This window comes from Syntrophotalea carbinolica DSM 2380, assembly GCF_000012885.1.
GTDB lineage: Bacteria > Desulfobacterota > Desulfuromonadia > Desulfuromonadales > Syntrophotaleaceae > Syntrophotalea > Syntrophotalea carbinolica.
The window spans coordinates 240,435-258,976 of the sequence record NC_007498.2; the positions used below are offsets into that span (position 1 = coordinate 240,435).

At 57.6% G+C, this 18,542-nt stretch carries 12 protein-coding genes; 3 read left to right on the top strand and 9 right to left on the bottom strand.

Annotation, left to right across the window (positions count from 1 at the left end; translation table 11 throughout):
* Positions 1-174: 174 nt before the first annotated feature.
* The gene (locus PCAR_RS01540; RefSeq protein WP_011339848.1) at positions 175-1,917 is read left to right on the top strand and encodes a thiamine pyrophosphate-binding protein; all 1,743 of its coding nucleotides are present in this window, start codon (positions 175-177) and stop codon (positions 1,915-1,917) included.
* 211 nt (positions 1,918-2,128) lie between these two features.
* On the opposite strand, the gene PCAR_RS01545 is transcribed toward PCAR_RS01540, so the two are convergent.
* The 6 genes from PCAR_RS01545 to PCAR_RS01570 all read right to left on the bottom strand — a co-directional run bounded on the left by PCAR_RS01545 (position 2,129) and on the right by PCAR_RS01570 (position 10,718).
* Positions 2,129-3,487 carry an APC family permease gene (locus PCAR_RS01545; RefSeq protein WP_011339849.1) on the bottom strand — a complete coding sequence of 453 codons (1,359 nt, stop codon included), beginning with the start codon at positions 3,485-3,487 and terminating at the stop codon, positions 2,129-2,131.
* On the bottom strand, positions 3,478-5,148 hold the full coding sequence (locus PCAR_RS01550; RefSeq protein WP_011339850.1) for an SAM-dependent methyltransferase: 1,671 nt from the start codon (positions 5,146-5,148) through the stop codon (positions 3,478-3,480). The genes PCAR_RS01545 and PCAR_RS01550 overlap by 10 nt, the downstream gene beginning before the upstream one ends.
* Positions 5,149-5,279: 131 nt before the next feature.
* Positions 5,280-7,103 (bottom strand): SAM-dependent methyltransferase, encoded by a 1,824-nt coding sequence (locus PCAR_RS01555; RefSeq protein WP_011339851.1) that lies wholly within the window; start codon positions 7,101-7,103, stop codon positions 5,280-5,282.
* Positions 7,100-7,867, bottom strand: a complete 768-nt coding sequence (locus PCAR_RS01560; protein WP_011339852.1) for a hypothetical protein — start codon at positions 7,865-7,867, stop codon at positions 7,100-7,102. The genes PCAR_RS01555 and PCAR_RS01560 overlap by 4 nt, the downstream gene beginning before the upstream one ends.
* Positions 7,860-8,714 (bottom strand): cytochrome c biogenesis protein CcsA, encoded by an 855-nt coding sequence (gene ccsA / locus PCAR_RS01565; RefSeq protein WP_011339853.1) that lies wholly within the window; start codon positions 8,712-8,714, stop codon positions 7,860-7,862. Before ccsA ends, PCAR_RS01560 begins: the two co-directional genes overlap by 8 nt.
* Before the next feature lie 42 nt (positions 8,715-8,756).
* On the bottom strand, positions 8,757-10,718 hold the full coding sequence (locus PCAR_RS01570; protein ID WP_011339854.1) for a TonB-dependent receptor plug domain-containing protein: 1,962 nt from the start codon (positions 10,716-10,718) through the stop codon (positions 8,757-8,759).
* Positions 10,719-11,420: 702 nt separating this feature from the next.
* On the opposite strand from PCAR_RS01570, the gene PCAR_RS01575 reads away from it, so the two are divergent.
* The gene (locus tag PCAR_RS01575; RefSeq protein WP_011339857.1) at positions 11,421-11,774 is read left to right on the top strand and encodes a hypothetical protein; all 354 of its coding nucleotides are present in this window, start codon (positions 11,421-11,423) and stop codon (positions 11,772-11,774) included.
* 10 nt (positions 11,775-11,784) lie between these two features.
* Here PCAR_RS01575 and fusA read toward each other — a convergent pair whose 3' ends face one another.
* Genes fusA through PCAR_RS01590 form a run of 3 tightly spaced genes read right to left on the bottom strand, consistent with a single transcriptional unit; the run spans position 11,785 to position 16,551 of the window.
* Positions 11,785-13,860, bottom strand: coding sequence for an elongation factor G (gene fusA, locus PCAR_RS01580; protein WP_011339858.1), 2,076 nt, complete (start codon positions 13,858-13,860; stop codon positions 11,785-11,787).
* A gap of 31 nt (positions 13,861-13,891) precedes the next feature.
* Positions 13,892-15,712: a TIGR04442 family protein gene (locus tag PCAR_RS01585; protein ID WP_011339859.1), complete on the bottom strand. Its 1,821-nt coding sequence runs from the start codon at positions 15,710-15,712 to the stop codon at positions 13,892-13,894.
* Positions 15,709-16,551, bottom strand: a complete 843-nt coding sequence (locus tag PCAR_RS01590; RefSeq protein ID WP_011339860.1) for a GPMC system MBL fold metallohydrolase — start codon at positions 16,549-16,551, stop codon at positions 15,709-15,711. The genes PCAR_RS01585 and PCAR_RS01590 overlap by 4 nt, the downstream gene beginning before the upstream one ends.
* Before the next feature lie 408 nt (positions 16,552-16,959).
* Between PCAR_RS01590 and PCAR_RS01595 the strand changes: the two genes are divergently transcribed.
* Positions 16,960-18,453 carry a leucyl aminopeptidase gene (locus tag PCAR_RS01595; protein ID WP_011339861.1) on the top strand — a complete coding sequence of 498 codons (1,494 nt, stop codon included), beginning with the start codon at positions 16,960-16,962 and terminating at the stop codon, positions 18,451-18,453.
* The last annotated feature ends 89 nt before the right edge of the window (positions 18,454-18,542 follow it).

Consider the following 18,542-nt stretch of genomic DNA (forward strand, 5'->3'; position numbering starts at 1 on the left):
CGACAGGCGCGCGGAATCCATGTGCCGGAGTTGCTGGAAATGGAAAAAAATCACCTTTCAGGTATGGGTAATCGTGTTAATATGTAGCGCCGATTTTAGCTTTCGGCGGTTGCTGTTTTGTCTGAATACATGTTGCGACGCACCGCGGGCGGTGCTCGTTAAGGAGGCCCTGTCATGAACCTCAGTGATCTTATTGTCCAATATCTCGAAAGCTTCGGCGTGGAATATGTCTTCGGTATTCCCGGCAGTCCCCTCGGCCCGCTGTTCGATGCCCTCAAACGCAGCGAAAAGCGTGGCGGCCCGCGCCTGGTTCTGACCCGCCATGAAGCCGGTGCGGCCTTTATCGCCGACGGATACGCCCGTGAAAGCGGTAAGCTCGGCGTCTGCTGTTCCACCACCGGTCCCGGTGCCACCAACCTCATTACCGGGGTGGCCTCGGCCTATGCCGAGCAGGTGCCGATGCTGGTTATTACCCCCCAGACCCGCCTGGGCGCACTGGGCTTCGGCTGCTTTCAGGACTCGTCGCGCAACGGTATCGACGTGGTGAGCATGTTCGAAACCTGTACCGTCTATAACGCCTCGGTGACCCATCCCGATCAGTTGGAGAAGAAGCTGGTGGCGGCTCTGACCGCCGCATTCAGCGTTCCCCGCGGCCCGGCGCATCTGAGCATCCCCATCGATGTGTTTGTGGCGGAGACCGATGCGCCGCTGCAGTTTCCCCATTTGCACCAACTGCTGGCCAACCGCACGGCACCGCTCGATACCACCGGCCTCGACCAGCTCTGCGAAGAAATCTTTGGTGTGATGAAGGGCGGCGGCAGGCTTTGCCTGCTGGCAGGGCACCATGCTATCGGTGCAGGCCGAGAGCTGGAAAAATTCGCCGATCTGACCGGCGCCTCCCTGATCACAACCCCGCGCGGCAAAGCGGCCATCGACCCTCACCATGCTCTGGCGCGGGGCGTGTTCGGCATGGCCGGGCACCGTTCGGCCCGTGCGGCGCTGGCGGATGAGCAGGTCGAACTGATCCTGGCCGCCGGCACCAATCTCGGCGAATGGTCGACAGGCAAGTGGGATCCGGTGCTGATGAACCATAAACTGGTGCATATCCACAACGACCGGCGCTGGTTCGGCCGTTCGCCCATGGCAAGGCTGCAGGTGGAAGGGGATATGGCAACCCTGTTCCGTCAACTCAACGCCCGGCTCGAAACCGAGCAGCGCGAGGGCCGGCTGTCTACGCCAGCCACCGCAGCGCAGACCGCAGCGCAGACCGCAGCGCAGACCGCAGCGGCGCCGTCCGGCTATATCCCCGCGGGCATAAGTGTCATCAAACCGGCCTGCTGCGATACGACCCGCAGCGATGCGCCCATCAAGGCGCCCCAGGTCTATGCCGAGCTGGTTCAGCGCCTGCCGCTGGAAACCCGCTACTTCATCGACAACAGCAACAGTGTTCCATGGTCCATCCACTATCTGTTCCATCCCCGGCCGGAGAATTACCACCTGTCCATCGAATTCGCCACCATGGCGTGGGCGGTGGGGGCGGCGGTCGGCGCCGCTTTCGGCAACCCCCAGGCGCCGTCGGTGTGCCTGGCCGGTGACGGCTGCTATCTGATGAGCGGCCAGGAGATCACCGTCGCGGTGGAGAGGCAGCTGCCGGTTATTTTCGTGGTGCTCAACGATCGCGGTTACGGTCTCATCAAGCACGGCCATCGGATCGGCGGCAAGGAAGATGTCGATTACTCCATACCGTCGGTGGATTTCGCCATGATGGGGCGTGCCGCCGGTGCCGAAGCCCAGACGATTCGCAGCATGAGGGATTTCGACCATCTGGATTGGCAGGCTCTGGCCACGCGGCAGGGGCCGACCTTGCTGGAGGTCATCATCGATCCGGAAGAACAGCCGCCTATCGCTATGGCCTGACACACCTTGAATGCTAAACGCGGCAGACGGATTTTCCATCTGCCGCGTTCTTCTCGCCTCTTTTGCCGGAGCCCCTTTTTCCCATACCACGCAGAGTCCGGATCCTATGGTTCAGTTCATGCCGGGTTGCCGGCGATCAACGCCGCACCGATGGCACCGTTGAACTGCGGATGTTCGGCGGTATGCACGTCGCATAACAGTTCCGTCTTTTTCATTCCACGGCCTGTCTTTTCTCGGTGGCGCTACCGCCTTCTTGCTTGTCCTCGGTTATGGTTCGGCGGCTCCAGGCGTAAAATGGCAGGCCGGCCAGCAGCATCAGCACGCCCAGCAGGGAAGGCCACGGCTGGTCGCGGCCGACCTGTACCAGTACCAGCAGGTAACTGCCGACAAACAGCAGCGGTACCAGCGGATAGCACGGGGTCTTGTAGCTGCGTGCTTGTCCGGGGTGGCGCCGGCGCAGCACCAGAAGGGCCACCCCGCTGGCGATGGACGTAAGGATCATGACGAACACCACGCAGCTCAGCAGCTGGCCGAAGGTGCCGAACAGCACCATCAGCACCGCCAGCGCCGCCTGGCAGAATATGGCCGCCGAGGGTGTGCGGTAGCCCGTATGAATACGCCCCAGCTTCTGCCAGATGCCGCCGTTTTCACCCATGGCATAGGCGACCCGCGCACCGGTCATGACCGTGGCGTTGATGCCGGCGGCGATGGCCAGCATGATCGGCAGGGAAATCCAGCGCGCGGCTCGAACGCCGTACAGCCCCTGCATGGCCAGCTGTCCGACGTTTTCGGCTCCAGCCAAAGCCGCCAGCGGTCGTGCGTAGAGATAGACCAGGTTGATGGCCAGATACAGAACCGTGACGCACAGGGTGCCGAGGATCAGGGAACGGGGCAGGTTGCGTTGCGGCTCGCGGATCTCGCTGCCGATGTAGGCCGAGGCGAACCAGCCGCTGAAAGTGAAGATCACCGCGATCATCGGTCCGCCGAGCAGTCCGTTCCAGGAAATCTCCGGCATGGCGCCGGGATAGACCAGATGCCCCCAGTCGCCGTGACCTGACAACAGCCCGGTCGCAATCATGGCCACCAGCAGTAACAGGGTGCCGAAGGTGAATATGTTTTGCGTGGTACCGCCGGGACGAATGCCCCGATAATTTATCCAGGAAAAGATCAGAATGAATCCTATGGCAAGCGGTTTTCCCGGAATAACGCCGACCGCGGGCATTCCTCCCTGCAGGTAACTGGCCAGGGCGATGGACATGGCGGCGATGGAGCCGGGATTGATCACCCAGAAGGCCAGCCAGCCGAGTAGGAAGCCGGCTCCGGGACCGTAGGCGGCTTTGAGATACTGGTAGTCGCCGCCCGCCAGGGGATACATGCTTGCCAGTTCCGCATAGGTCAGGGCTCCGCACAGGGTGAGCAGGCCGCCCAGTACCCAGATGCCGAGGAACAGCCAGGGATGGGGCAGTTGACTCGCCAGAAAGCCGCTGGTGGTGAAGATCCCGGCACCGATGACGTTGCCGACGATGAGTAAAGTGGCATCTGCGAGATTGAGCCGGCGCTTCAGGGACACGATGGGGCTCCTTTCGCCAAACATGGACCGATATAGACCAGACCGAGGAAGCGTTCTTTTTCGTTTTCCACCGCCTTGAGCACTTCACCGAGAGTGGTGGCAACCTGGTGCTGGCGGTTACTGATGCCTGCCGCGTAGACCAGTCGCATCGGCGTGGTGTCGGCATAATGCTGCTTCAGCAGCGGCACCAGTTCATGGAGGTTCGGCAGCCCCATGAAAATAGCCAGGGTTTCGCCTTTGGCGGCGACGGCTGCAAGCAAGTCATGATTTTGGCGTAGACCGCGCGGGGCGGTAATCACTATGGAGCCGTTGGTACTGATGTCGCGGTTGATGACCGCGTTGGCGGCGTTGAAGGAGCTGAGTCCGGCCACGGTATCGAATTCGGCTTCATCGAAATATTCCCGAATCCAGCGGGAGCTGCCGAAGATCATCGGGTCGCCCCAGTCGATAAACGCCACGTTTTTGCCGGCATTCAGTGCCTTGCGGATCTTGGCGGCATTGGCGCGCCACTCTTCTTTTTGCAGACGGTCCCGTTCGGTCCTGGTCAGGGGTGTTTTGCGGTTATGGTCTGCGTGGGCGAAGGGATCGAATAACACCTGTTTGCCGCTGAGATAACGGGCGTAGCGTTTCTGGATATCCCCCGGCGCCGCGATAGCATCGGCCCGCGCCAGGGCGGCGAGCGCTTCGAGAGTCATCTGACAGGTGTCGCCGGGGCCGACGCCGACCACGGTGAGTTTGGGCTTGTGGCGGCAGCGCAGTACCTCGATGCCGGTTATCCCGCGTACAAAACGGTTGGCCGACGAATCGGGCAGCACAAGCCACTTCTCACCATGGCTTCCAAGGAGACGACCGTCCATGCGGTCGGCGAGCAGAATCCGCCGCCCGAGGGGGGAGCCGAACAGTTCGCCGAAGGAGATCAATGAACGGTAACCGTCATCCGAGCGTACCAGCACCGCCGCTTGCGGATCGTCGGTGATGCCGGCCTGCTGCAACATGGCGACCAGCGGGGTGCCGGAAAAACGCTGCACACCCTCGAAACGTGAGCCTTCCCAGACAATCTTGGTGGCAACTTCCGATACCGGCAGCTCGGCCGAAGGTGCCAGCTCCATCGGTTGAACTTCCGCTTTCGACGCCGGGTCGATGACTTCGATGCTGACGATATCCTGCAGGCAGCGGTCGTTGTAAAAATCGTTACTCAGCACCAGACGCGGCAGCGCCACAGGCTGTTGCATCTTTGGTTGACTGTTTTTAGTCAGCAGTGAGGTGCAGGCGAAGGCGACGATCGCATCGCCGGGCCGTCCGTAAGCGACCTCCGCCCAGGACAGGAGGGTTCGTTGGCCGTGGCGGCTGCGCACCTCGATGGCCAGGTCGATGGCTTTAGGAAATGCCGCCGCTTCTTTTCCCACCCCGGCGGCCTGCAGCAGGTGTTGCAACGGTACCCCCTGGTAGCGATGCACGCCGGCGAAGGTGCCGTGCCTGTCGACTTCGGTGCTGCGTACCGTTACCGGTCGGTAATGGCTCAGATCCTCCAGGGTCAGGCGCTGGGGATGTTTGACCAGACCGCTGATCGTCACCACCGGTTGGCTGGCTGCCAGGCCGATGGCCGGCAGGCTGAAAAAACAGAGCATCCATATCGTTACAAGTCGCCATCTTTGTCTCATTGCGCCCTCGCGTCGTAGCCTTTCATGGCATAAAAAAGGGGCAGGCCTCGCCATGGACATCCGTCGAACGGCTCGAACCTGCCCCTGTAGTCATTTGGACCGGCCGGGTATGGCTGTAGAGCGTACCCGGCTTAGTTGCACTCGCCGAAACGCATGTTCAGTCGCGGACCCATGTAGATCAGACCGAGAAACTTCTCCGGTTCGGTCTTGAGATGTCTCACTGCATCTTTCAGGGTAGTGCGCACCAAGTGTTCGCTGCCGGCGATGCCGGCGCTGTAGACCAGGTTAACCGGCGTGTCGGCAGGGTAGTGCCGATCGAACAGGGACTGCATCTCCTGGAATTCCTTCAGTCCCATAAAAATGGCCAGGGTATCGCCGTTTTTGGCCAGGGTATCGCCGTTTTTGGCCAGGGCCGCCAGCAGTTGCGGGTTTTCCTTCAGGCCGCTGGGTACGCTGATGACGATGGAACCGCCGGCGCCGATATCGCGCTGGATCATGGCATTGGCCACGTTGAAGGCACTCAAGGCGGGAATGGTTTCCAGTTGCTCGTCACTGAAAAAGGCCCGGATCCAGCGGGTGCTGCCGTAGATCATGGGATCCCCCCAGTCGAGGAAAGCTACGTTCTTACCCTGGTCCAGCGCCTGGCGGATTTTTTTCACGCCTGCTTCGCGCTGCAGGGTGCAGAGCTTCTCCGCCTCGGCCGCATCCATATTCGGGTGTTGCTTGCGGAACATGTGCTTGATGAGTTTAAGGGGATCGAACAGCACCGGTTTGTCGCCCAGGTAGGTGGCAAAGCGCTTGACGATATCATCCGGCGCCACCACCACGTCGGCACGCGCCAGGGCGGCGATGGCCTCAAGGGTGATGAGGTCGGTGTCGCCGGGGCCCACGCCGATAATGGAGATTTTGGGCGTAGGTTTGAGATCGACCACCTCGATGCGATCGACGGCCAGGATATCGCGATCATCGACCAATTCTTCGGGAACGATGATACGGTATTTGCCGCCCCGCTGCCCGTCGAGGGTTTTGCCGTTGTCGCTCTCGGCGAGCATGATGCGCCGTCCCTGGTAGGACAAAAACAGCTCGCCCAGGGAGAACAGGGCCCGGTAGCCGTCCGGCGCCGAGATGACCACCGCCTTGGTCAAGGCGTTGCCGATATCGGCTTGTTCAAGGATTTTCGCCAGGGATACACCGCGGTAGCGGTGCAGGCCGTGATAGCCCATGTGCACCCCGACAACCTTTTTCTGCATCTCCATATGGGGATATTCTTTGAGGCTGGAGATCTTCAATTCTTTGGCGACAGCGCCGTTGACCCGGAACTCCCGCGAGTCGAGTTTGGCTTTGCGCTCGACCTTGAGGTCGGGATAGAGATCGATGACTTCGATGCGGCTTACTCCCTCCAGGCAGCGATCCGTATAGAAATCGCTGCGGATCAGCAGCTTGGGCAGTTGCGCCGGGCGCTCATATTGTTTCAGGGATTGCTGGTAAATTTCAGGGCCATGGCATTTCTGACAGCGCGCTTCGGTCATCATCGGTTTGACCGGAGTGGCGGCAAAGGCGATGGCCACTTCGGCGGCATTGCTGTAGTAGATTTCACCCCAGGACAACACCACCTGCTTGCCGGACGTATCGGTCACCCGGATGGCAAGGTCGATCGGTTTTTCAAACGGCTGGTCCTGTTTGATGACTTCCGCCATGTCCAGCAGGGTGCGCAGAGGTACCGCCTGATGGCGATATACGCCGTGAAAATTGCCGTCGCGATCGACTTCGTTGAGCTGGATTTCCACCGATTGAAAACGGCTCAGTTCCTCGACGCTCAACTTGAGAGGGCGTTTAACTTCACCGGTGATGGTCATGACCGGATTGGAGGCGGTTTCATGTACATCGGCCAGGCTCCGGTTTAACGCCGGGACCAGGGCCAGCAAGGTCAGCAGGGTTACCATAAAGCGCTTCATGACTTGTGTCCTCCGTTGCGAAGCTTGCGGATTTGCGGAAAATACCAGAGCATCAGCAGGCATAATACGGTGTTGCCGAACAGAATCAGCAGCAGACCGGGATCTTTTTTGACGGTGATCTGCAAAGGCGGCAGGGTGTCGGTGCCGGGTTTACCGGCCATGCCGAGGTGCAGAGTGTAGCCCTGCCAATAGATCGGTTCGAGAATGGCAATGGGCCGCCGCTCCACGCTGGACCCGTTTTTTAGCTGCAGAGTGGCCGTGCACTGTCGCATGACACCTTCGAGGAGCGGTGCCTGCCAGTATGTGTAGTGGCGTTCGAGTAAAGTGATCTGCCGATCGTTGACGGAGACCTGCTGGCCCACCACGGCCGGCAGTCGCTGCTTGCTGCCGGTAAATTCGGTCAGCGCGTGACCTCCGATGATAAACAGAAAACAGAAGTGCATGATGGAGGGCGCCAGCATCAGAACGAAGATGGTGCGGCGGTGATGTTTGCGCCGCTGCCAGAGAAAAAAGACCCGTTGCAGGGTGCAGGCCGCGGTATTCGCCGCGAGCAGGAACAGTAAGCCGAACAACGTGTAAATCCACCAGTTCTGCACACTGTTATGGGCCATGATCCAGCTAGGGAACAGCTGGGTATTGAGTTTGGCGAACACCGGTATGGCCTTGGTGTAAAAACTGCCGATGAAGAGATTGACGGTCAGCAGGGCCAGCAACCACAGCGTCAGACGAATGCCGGCCATGGTTTTCCAGAGTCGTTTAATCATTGCCGTCCTCCAACAGTTTGGGGTTGCGGCAGGCATTCGGTACCGCGCCGTGTACCTGCTGGGCAGCCGTGACCTGGCCCGCGTTGTCGGTATCCTTGGTCGGATTGAGCACGGTCAGATGCGCCGCCACCTGCAGCGCATATGCCACCACCAGCACCACCAGCGCTCCGGACAGTGCCCAGCGGGCTTTTTGACGCAGGTTGAAGGCATGATCGAAGTGGGTATGCAAATAGCCGCAGTAGAGACACCAGATGGCGGCCGACTGCAGATGCCGTTCGCCCCAGTGAAAAGCCGCGCCCCAGCCGAGATAGCTCCAGACGGCGCCGATGACCTGGGCCAGGCTGTAGAGGATAAAGCCCCAGATGGCCAGCTGGTTGAAAAGCTCGTCGTTGTTTCGCTGCCGTAACTGTTGCCAGGCATACCAGCCGCTGGCCAGGAAGCAGGCGACGGCCAGCACTTCCAGGAAGAAGAACATCGGCGAGGACCAGGTGGCGGTAAAGGGGCCAGGCGGCGGAATCTGCACCGGCAGGGCCAGCGTAATGAGCATGGTCAGCGTTACCAGCCAGCTCATGGAAGCTCCTTGCTGTTGGCGGCCGCGCAGTGCGAAGAACAGTCCCAGCAGGGCCAGACACCAGGGCAGAAACAGAGCGCCGTTGAAGACTCCGTCGAGGGAGAAGATCCCCCAACGCCAGCAGCGGCTGAGCTGGCTGGATGAATGCAGAGCGAAACCGATCCCCAGCAGCCAGCAGCTTGAGCGGTATTGTTTAAATAGATAAAAGAGAAGGCTGCCGGCATAAACGCCGGCAGCCACATTGAATAACACCGAGGAGGTAGTTGCTAAAGTCATGCAGAATCCCCTTGCAGAGGAAAATTACAATTTCCTTGAATTTTAATAAGTGAAGCTGAGGCCGGCCAGGAAGTTACGGCCGGGTGTCGGTCTGCCTACTTCGTAATAATCGCGGTCGGTCAGATTGTTAATCTCAAAAAATGCATTGCCTTCAACTCCCCACAATTCGCCAACTCGTTGTTCCACGCGAGCGTTTAACAGGAAAAAGTCTGGGCTTCTGGTCCAGCCATTATATTTGTCGTCGTAAAACTGCCGATTGGTATAGGAGAGCTGCATTGAAGTCGTCAGGCCGAAAGGGAAAAGGTAACGCATGTCGAGATTGACCCGATGGCGGGGACGGCCTTCAAGTTCTCGTCCCTTATCTTTATCCTCGGTTCTCATGTAGGTGTAGTTAAGGCCAACCCAGAAATCATCCGTGACATCAGCCCCCAGGGCGACCTCTACCCCTTTGGTTGTTGCTTCGCCAATATTGATATATACGCCTAATTCTTCTCCATCCACCATGACATCGATCTGGTCGATCAAGTTGTCAATATCGTTATAAAAGGCCGATACGGAAAATGTTACGGTGTCGGTAAACGCATGAGTCAGGCCGACTTCGTATGTGATGGTTTCCTGGGGATCGAGGTCTGGATTGCCGCCTGCCATCTCGCTGTAAAGTTCCTTGAGATGAGGGAAACGGATTTTTCTGCCGACCGAACCGTGTAGACTTGTCATTTCGGTCAGCGTCACCACTGCGCCGATTTGGGGATTAAAGGAATCTATGCTATCCGGCACTGGCATATCACCGGCTTCACGTGGATCGTAGTAGTCATAACTGGCACCGACAACAATGGCCAACCATTCGAGAGGTTTGATTTCATCCTCAAGAGCGAAGGTGTAGGTGTCGGCTTCGTAATCCCCGGCATCTGTCCAGAAACCGTCATCGATAACTTTTTCGCTTTGTTGGCAGTTGTCACGCTGGAAGGAAGCACCGAATTTGACAAAACTCCAACGGCCGAAGTCCAGGAAACTCTGGAGTTCTCCACCGACCGAATAGTTGTCGTATGCCGACAACTCATTCCATTTCGGAAAGAACAGTGTGTCTTGATGATCGGCATAGAAAACACGAGCTTTAATTTTTAGCCAATCGGTGAATTTCTTTTGCCCGACGAGGTTGACATGCCATTGCTCCCATTGGGGGAAGTACCATTTTCTGGTAGGGACCCCTTTTTCGTTATCATGATAGTCAAAGGTTAGATATAGACTGGTGTCGGCGTCGGGTTCAAAACCGATTTTTGCATTGATATTGTGCTGGATATAGTCGCTAAAATCACGTTTTCCTCCGTCATCTTCCTTGGACCCCCACCAATCTTCGTCATAATCATCAGATAATTTCCAGCCGTTTGAATGGCGGTAACTGTACCCAAGCCAATAATTGAATTTGCCGATGGGCGCTCCCACTCCGAAACTATATTCCTCAGTCCCGTAGTCGCCCCAGGCAGCGGTTGCCGTAGCGGAAGGTTTGCTTGTGGCTTTTTTGGTGATGATATTGATGACGCCGCCCAATGCATTGGCGCCATAGAGAACCGAAGAGGCACCCTTTGTGACGGTAATCTTTGAAATCGAACTGGTCGGAATTTGGGCAAGGTCCAACTGGCGGGAATATTGCTCATAAACTGGCACGCCATCAATCAGGATTTTGACGTCCTGATCGCTGAAGCCACGGATTTGAACGAAACTTTCATTTTTGCTGGAACTGCGAGCGACATCCACGCCTGGCAACATCTCCAGCGCTTCGGCCAGGGTTCGTGCGCCCCGCTGTTTCATGTCTTCGGCGGTTACTTCGGTGACGGTGGTGGCCAGGTTAACGACCTGTTCTTCGCCGCTGACGATAACTTCACCCAGGGTGAAAACTTGCTCATCATCCAAGTTTTCTGTTACTTCCGCAGCCTGCACCGGCCATGCGGTCAGTAAACAACCGGCCAGCACCCATGCCGACATCCAAACACATCTTTTCGTCATAAAACCTCCTTGAAAATGCTATGTAAACCCCACAATACAGTCATTTCTTCTCCTCAGGTCGTCGAGGCGTTTTACGAAATGACTTTCAGAAAATAGAAAAGCGTGTAGCACGATGGTTTTATTTTGGCATGCCATCGCGAAGTGCGATTTCCGATATAACATTGAAGAAATAACGAGGGTTGCAAGTGTTCATTACATTAAAATGAAATTAGTGGTGCCATTGTTCCCAAAAAGACAAATTCTTCGTGTTTTTGTGCAGACACGATGCTGCCATACCGTATATTATAATGTCAAAAAATTTTTGGGGGATCCAGAGGTGTTTGGAGGGATCCGGGGATGTTTAAGGGTCAAGTTGGCGGGTAGCCAAAAGCGATGAAACTTATAACCGCCTCAGGGGACAAGGCGGTTACAAGCCCTCGCAAAAAAATCCCAGCAATCGCTATATAACAAACGGAATAACGCAACACAAGTGAAAACTTTTTAAAAATTAATGATTTATTGTATACAATCCGTGCTATTGGGGGCATGTAAATATTTGTCACCGGCAATATTTGGTTACCCTCTGGCGGCTCTCGCCAGCAGTAACTATCGGGCAATTGGCGTGTTTGTGCCTGTGTGGCGTGTGTCGGTAAAAGTATGTCACGCGATAACACCGCGGTTGCCTGCTACAATTTATGCAGAATACAAAAAGAGGGAGGCCATATGACTAACAGAGGCTTTAGGAACGGGGCGGGATTGCTGATTCTTATGTTGCTGATGGTTGCGTGTGCATCCGGAGCGTCGCGATCGTTGCTGAAGGACGATTACGTGGCTATGACCGACCAGGAACTGGTGGTGTACTATGACCAGCTTAACGAGGCCATCGCCAAGGAAGAGGGCGGTGCCGGTGGTTTTGGCCTTGGGCTGGGACTGGGTGTCGGCAGCGGGTCTTTTTCACTGGGAGCCAGCCAGGGCATGTATGTGGACGATCCGACCGAGGAGTTGCGTGTTCGGCGGAATCAGGTGCGTCTGGAAATGGCGCGACGCGGCTTGGAGCCTGCGCAGACCAAACCGTAAAGAGACATTTTTACAGCAGACCGTAAAGGGTCTGGATTTCGTCGGGGGCCGGATCGTAATGGGAAAACTCCATGGCAAAGGTGCCGCGCCCACGGGTGACGCTGCGCAGTTCGCCCATGTAGTCGAACAGTTGGGACAAGGGTGCGCGGGCCTGAATTAATTCGGACTCCGAGCGGGTTTCCAGCCCGTCGATACGGCCGTGCTTCTGTTGCAATGAACCGATAACCTGGCCGGCGTGTTCCGTCGGTACGGTCAATTCCAGCGCCATGACCGGTTCCAGCAGTGTCAGGCCGGCCTGGGTGGCGGCCAGGCTGAGTCCGCGTTGGGCTGCTGCAAGCAGGCCGATCTCGGTGGTGAGCCCTGGCTCGAAGGGCGCTTCGATGATGGTGATTTCCACATCGGTCAGGGGGTAGCCTGTCCGGATGCCGGCCGCACAGCTTTGGTGCAGACATTTTTTGAGCTCTTCGCGAAGTCGGGCAGGCAGTGGATTCTCATCCTCCGGCAGGACGATCCGCAGGCCTTTGCCGCGTCCCGAGGGGGCGATTTCCAGAGTGACCTCGCCGGATTGAATCCGGCCTTCCGTTTCCCGGTGGAACCGCTCATGATGTCTGGCACTGTTCTGAACGGTTTCCCGGTAGACGACCTGGGGTCTGCCGGTACGAACCTCGACGCCGAATTCACGGTGCAGGCGGTCGGTAATGATTTCCAGGTGTAGCTGTCCCATGCCGGTGAGAATGGTCTGGCCGGTATCGGCATCCTCCCGTACCCGGAAGGTCGGATCCTCCCACAGCAATTTTTCCAGGGCTGCGGGGAGCTTTTCACGATCATCGATGTGGCGGGGTTCCACCGCCAGCGAGACGACGGGTTCCGGGATCCGCAGCCCTTCCAGGCGCAGGGGCTGCTCGGCACGGCACAGGGTGTCGCCGGTAAGGGCATGTTTGAGCCCGACGGCGGCAACGATGTCGCCGGCCTGCACCTCGGTGACGCGTTCGCGTTTATGGGCATGCATGCGAAACAGTCTGGCTACTTTTTCCGCTACACCTTGTGTCGAGTTGAGGATTTCGTCGCCAGCCCGCAGGCTGCCTGAATAAACCCGCAGGTAGGTGAGTTTGCGTCCTGCGTCCGACAATACCTTGAAGGCCAGCGCGCAAAGCGGCCCTTGCGGGTCGCACGGCAAAAGGGCCGGCTCTGCAGTCGCATCTTGGTGATTCGGGGGGGAGGCTGCAATCGGCGGGGCTTGCAGGGGCGAGGGCAAATAGTCGATCACGGCATCGAGCAGCGGCTGAATGCCTTTGTTGCGCAGTGCCGATCCCAGGAAAACGGGGCACAGACGGCATGTCAGCACGCCACGCCGCAGAGCCGCGCGCGTGCGCGCGGCTTTTATCGGTCGGCCTTCGAGGAAGTCCGCCAGGATGGCATCATCGAAGTCCGCAGCTGCTTCAACGATCTGTTCCCGCGCCGCCGCCACTTCGCTCTGCCGTTCCTCGGGTATATCACAGGTTTCTACGGTGGCTCCCTGATCGGTCTCGCTAAAGGTCAGACAGCGTCCTTCCAATACATCGATAACCCCGGCGAAATCCCCTTCGATGCCAAGTGGCAGGTGCATGAGTACCGGTCGTGTCGTAAAGCGTTTTCGCATCTGTTCCAGAACGCGCCGGTAATCGGCGCCGATGCGATCCATTTTATTGATCAGGCAGATGCGCGGCACGGCATAGCGGTCGGCCTGACGCCAGACCGATTCGGTTTGGGCCTGCACCCCTTCGACGGCGCTGAAAATGACCACTGCGCTGTCGAGTACCCGCAGGGATCGTTCGACTTCGATGGTGAAGTCGATGTGGCCGGGCGTGTCGATAAGATTGATGCGGACGTCCCGCCAGTGACAGCAGGTGGTGGTGGCGGTAATGGTGATGCCGCGTTCCTGCTCCTGCTCCATCCAGTCCATGACGGCGTTGCCGTCGTGAACCTCACCGATGCGATGGCTTTCGCCGGTGTAAAAAAGCACCCGTTCCGAAACGGTGGTTTTGCCGGCGTCGATGTGGGAGATGATCCCGATGTTGCGCAGGTTTTTGAGATCCGGGCAGGTCATGGCACCTCACGCATGTGGGTGGGAAATGACTTCAGTCTTGCCGGACTTGGGAGAGGATCTCCATATCCAGTCCGTTGTATTCGAAGTATTCGCGTTCGAGTTCTTCCACGTAAAAACGGTCCAGACCGCTGTTGCTGAGAAAATCGTCACGCAACTCACTGTTGCGATCGGCGATAACGCGCGGCAGCAGATTGTGCAGATACAGCTCTTCCATCTGCACGTGGTGTATCACCCGGCGGAAGAGTTTTTGCAGCAGTTCGTCGTCGATGGTACCGCTGAGGCCTGTTTCGCGCACCACTTCGGCCAGCAGTTGCTTCTGTTCCTGGGCTGTGCTGTAACGTGAGTAGAAATTGCGAATCCGCTCCTTGGTGTGGATAAGCAATTTGGTGAACATTTCTTCCTGCTGGCAAATGTCGTTGAGCAGGCGTTGCAGGCCCTGCATGGTCAGCCTGCCTTCTTCGATCGCCGTTAATCCTTTGTGCAGTGCCAGGACCTTGCGCCGGCCGAATTGCCCGAGGTAGCGGTTTTGCATAATGCCGCTGAAAAACAGCTCGTCAAACAGTGCGCTGCCGAGTACGTCGAATTCTTTCTTGTTGTTCAAAAGGCTGCGGACCAGTTCTTCGCTGAAGCGAACCTTGTCCATAAAGGCCAATTCGTTGATGTGTTCCGAGGTACTGTCGAACCGATCAAAGTACGTGATGATCAACGAGAAATTCTCTACCAGGAAAACATCGGCGCCGTCGCGCACCTTTTCGTCGCAGGCCTTGGCGGCCTCCAGCAACATCTGTTCGAATGCATAGTCGCGGTTTTGTACGGCCCGGCGCTTGGCTTTAAGCAATTGTACCAGGTCTTCGCCGTCGATGCGGGCATCGATCTGCCGTTCATGCAGAAAGATGCCTTCGAGAATCTGGCGGGTATCCGACAGATAATCCTGTTCATCGGAACTGGCCAGCAGTTCCGGTTTAAGGACTTCATCAAGGGCGTAAAACAGGGCCGAGGGAATTTTGCTGCGCACCGACAAGGTTTTGAGCCGGGTTAAACGTGCGTTTTCGGCAGGTTCGATACGCCCGTTGAGCTTGCATCCGACCAGGATGTTTTTATATTCGTCGACGATGCGCCGATTGGCCGCATGTTTGTACATGACATCGATGCGGATACGTTCCTGCTGGTAGCTGTCGATATCCAGGGTTTCGGCCAGCTGCACCAACTTGGCGTATTCGGGATCGGGAATGTTCTGGTATTTGTGGTAGAGATCGCGAAAGGCATCGTGATAACGCTGGTGTTTGGTATGGATGAGTTTGATCAGGTAAAGGGCGCTGCGATGGCCGAGCAGCGGCAGCAGTTCATCGACTAACTGTCCATCATCCCCGTCGCCAACGAAAGGGAACCGCTTCAGATCCTTGCCGGCCAGACGCAAAATCTCTTCCTGCTGCTCATGCCGCGGTCCCGATACGGAACCGAAAATGAAAAAGAAGTAGTTATGGACGGCGTTGCCTTCCAGGAATACCCGGTCGTATTCCTCGCAACCGTCAGTGCGGTTGGAAAACAGCAGGGACCCGTCGTCGCGGCTGCTGGTGCCGAACATGACCAGTCGGTTGCGCACTTCCTCTTTGATAAGATCGGCCAGAGGTTGCTCCACGCCGAACATATATTCACAGAAGGATCCCCCGTTGCCTCGATGGGTCAGACCGTCGGCATCAAGGATCAGTTCGTTGCCGGGAGAGAAAATACGCAGCGAATGGTCTGAAGATTCATAGAAGTAACTTCGATAGGCCTCGGGCGAGGCGACGGTAACGTAGTATTCGATACTATCGTTGACTTGGCCGTGAAGGCGGACTTCCTGATATCTCATAAACCGATCCGGTGGTTGGTTTCGTGGGTTGACTGTGGGGCAGACAGTGGTCGGGTAGCGGTGCTTTGGGCATCCTTGACGAAAAGACTGAAGCGTTGTCCGTCGTAGGCCAGTTCGATTCCGGGCGGCAAGTCCCGGCTGTCGCGGGCATGGCTTACTTCATGGCAGATATGGGTCAACAGGGTGCGGCGTGCCCCCAGCCGTTGCGCCAGTTTGATGGCTTCGTCGATGGAAAAGTGCGTCGGATGGGAGCGAAAACGCAACCCGTCCAGTACCAGTACTTCCAATCCCCGAAGGTGTTCCAGTGAAGCTTCGGGGATGACGTTGCAGTCGGTCAGATAGGCAAACGGGCCGATGCGGTAACCGCTGGCCTCACCGGGTCCGTGTTGCATGGCAACGGGCTCAACAGGCAATCCGAACAGGCTGAAGGGGCCCCGGACATCCCAGGGGTCAAGCCGGGGCCGAAACCCGACGCCTCCCTGCGTATCGAAAATATAGCTGAAATTCCGGCGAATAACAGACATGGTAGCCGGGGATCCGAAAATCGGGATGGATTCCTTGGATACCATATTAAAAGCTCGCAGATCGTCGATGCCGTGTACATGGTCGGCGTGGGCGTGGGTATAGAGCACGCCGTCAACGTGTGTCAGGCTCTCGCGCAGGGCCTGTTGATGCAAGTCGGTACCGGTGTCGATCAGTATGTTGCGTGCTCCCCATGAAATCAGCGCGCTGCAACGGGTGCGCCGGTCACGGGGATCGGATGAACGGCATACGTCGCAGTTACAGCCGAGCATGGGGACCCCGGTGCTGGTGCCGGTGCCGAGCAGCACAATATTCATCGTTTGAGAGCGTATCAATACAGGCTCCGGTTTGTTCTATGGATTGGCCGTTGCGCAGGAGTTGTCCAAAAGGGTCAGCATTAAATGACAGGATTAACCGCACAGGAGACCGTCTATCACGTTAACGCCTTATTACAAGATGGCAAAATAACATTTTTATGGAGTTTCTGGCAATAATTAGTGGCCTTTGCGATGGTGCTTTATGTTTGCAAGTGATTGCATCGCGGGAAAAAGGGCATTAAACTCCTGGTGCCATGGACGTGTTTGTGCTGGCTGCCGCGCCACCGTTTCGGGTGTAGCGAACTTACAAGGCAGGCCGTTTTTTATATTAAATGATCGTGCGGATCGGAACACTACCCGAGCCATGGTCGGGTTTTTCGCCATGAAACCGAGAAAGGATGCATGTTTATGCAAATCGTTGTTGGCTGTATGCCCGCTTTGACCTTGAAGACCGACTGCTTGATGCTTGGCGTCTGGCAGGATCGCACCGATACGCCGCTTCTCAAGGAGCTTGATACTGCCTTGCATGGTGCTTTAGGGCAATCCGTCGACAGCAAAGCTTTCGTCGGCAAGGAAGGTGAAACCCTGCTGTTTCAGACCGGTGCCGGGCTGCCGGCGGCACGCGTGTTGCTGATCGGCCTGGGGGCGTATGCGCAAGCGGATTGCGGAGCTATGCGCAGGGGGGCCGCCGAGGGTGCTCGGGTGTTGCAGCAGCAACGTGTCAAGCGGGCCGGTCTGGCTTTGTCGGAAGCGCCGGCAGGCCTGCCGTTGACGCAGGCCGTGCAGGTTTTGGTCGAGGGCCTGCTTCTTGCCTCGTATCGGTTTGACCGGTTTCTTACACAAAAACGGGAAGATTTGCCCCCCCTGCTTGAAACGCTTGATATTTTGATCGCAGATCAGGGTAGCCTCGAAGGTGTTGCCGCCGCCGTCGAGAGGGCGCGGCATATCGGCCATGGCGTCGCCCTGGCTCGCGATCTGGTTAATCAGCCCGGGAATGTCAAGTCCCCCGAGTTTTTAGCCGAGCGGGCTCGACAGCTGGCCGGAGAATGTGGTTTGTCCTGTACGGTGTTGGAACAGGAGCAGCTTGAACGCGAAGGGTTCGGCGCCCTCCTTGCGGTGGCCCAGGGCAGCGCGCGTCCGCCGCGGCTGATTGTGCTCGAGTATCGCGGCGGGGCTCCGGACGAGAAGCCTCTGGCGCTGGTCGGCAAGGGGGTGGTGTTCGATTCCGGCGGTATTTCCCTGAAACCGGGGGAAAAGATGGATGAGATGAAGATGGATATGGCCGGAGCCGCAGCGGTTTTCGGGGCGATGTCGGCCGCGGCCGGTCTGCGGCTGCCCGTCAACCTGGTTGCCATCGTGCCTGCGGTGGAGAATCTGCCCTCCGCATCCGCCTATCGCCCCGGCGATATTATCACATCTTTGTCCGGGCGTACCATCGAGGTTCTCAATACCGACGCCGAGGGGCGTTTGATCCTTGCCGATGCTTTGACCTATGCCGGTCGTTTTGAACCGCGCGCCGTCATCGATCTGGCGACCTTGACCGGGGCCTGTATTATCGCCCTCGGCCACGAGGCTTCCGCGGTCTTCAGTAATCGCGACGAGCTGGCGCGGAACCTGATTCGGGCCGGTGAAACCAGCCGGGAGCGCCTCTGGCAATTGCCCTTGTGGGACAGTTACGACAAGCAGATCAAAAGCGAGATCGCCGATATGAAAAACACCGGAGGCCGGCCTGCGGGTACCATTACCGCGGCTGCTTTTCTGCAGCGGTTTGTTCCTGACTGTCCATGGGCTCACATCGACATCGCCGGTACGGCCTGGGAGGCTAAGGGCACGGCCCTTTGTCCCAGGGGCGGCACGGGGGTCGGCGTGCGTCTGTTGATCGATCTTCTGGAGCAGGAATGATTCCTTTTTCAAAAGGCGGATAGTACGGACGCTCTGTCGGTCCGGGGATGGTGCAATGTCTTGGATTTTTTCGCGCTGGCGGCAAAAAA

Bases quoted from the DNA above. Each gene is read 5' to 3' on its own strand.
- PCAR_RS01595 (WP_011339861.1), top strand. From the start codon at position 16,960: ATGCAAATCGTTGTTGGCTGTATGCCCGCTTTGACCTTGAAGACCGAC.
- fusA (WP_011339858.1), bottom strand. From the start codon at position 13,860: ATGACCTGCCCGGATCTCAAAAACCTGCGCAACATCGGGATCATCTCC.
- PCAR_RS01550 (WP_011339850.1), bottom strand. From the start codon at position 5,148: ATGAGACAAAGATGGCGACTTGTAACGATATGGATGCTCTGTTTTTTC.
- ccsA (WP_011339853.1), bottom strand. From the start codon at position 8,714: ATGACTTTAGCAACTACCTCCTCGGTGTTATTCAATGTGGCTGCCGGC.
- PCAR_RS01590 (WP_011339860.1), bottom strand. From the start codon at position 16,551: ATGAATATTGTGCTGCTCGGCACCGGCACCAGCACCGGGGTCCCCATG.
- PCAR_RS01540 (WP_011339848.1), top strand. From the start codon at position 175: ATGAACCTCAGTGATCTTATTGTCCAATATCTCGAAAGCTTCGGCGTG.
- PCAR_RS01555 (WP_011339851.1), bottom strand. From the start codon at position 7,103: ATGAAGCGCTTTATGGTAACCCTGCTGACCTTGCTGGCCCTGGTCCCG.
- PCAR_RS01570 (WP_011339854.1), bottom strand. From the start codon at position 10,718: ATGACGAAAAGATGTGTTTGGATGTCGGCATGGGTGCTGGCCGGTTGT.
- PCAR_RS01560 (WP_011339852.1), bottom strand. From the start codon at position 7,867: ATGATTAAACGACTCTGGAAAACCATGGCCGGCATTCGTCTGACGCTG.
- PCAR_RS01575 (WP_011339857.1), top strand. From the start codon at position 11,421: ATGACTAACAGAGGCTTTAGGAACGGGGCGGGATTGCTGATTCTTATG.
- PCAR_RS01585 (WP_011339859.1), bottom strand. From the start codon at position 15,712: ATGAGATATCAGGAAGTCCGCCTTCACGGCCAAGTCAACGATAGTATC.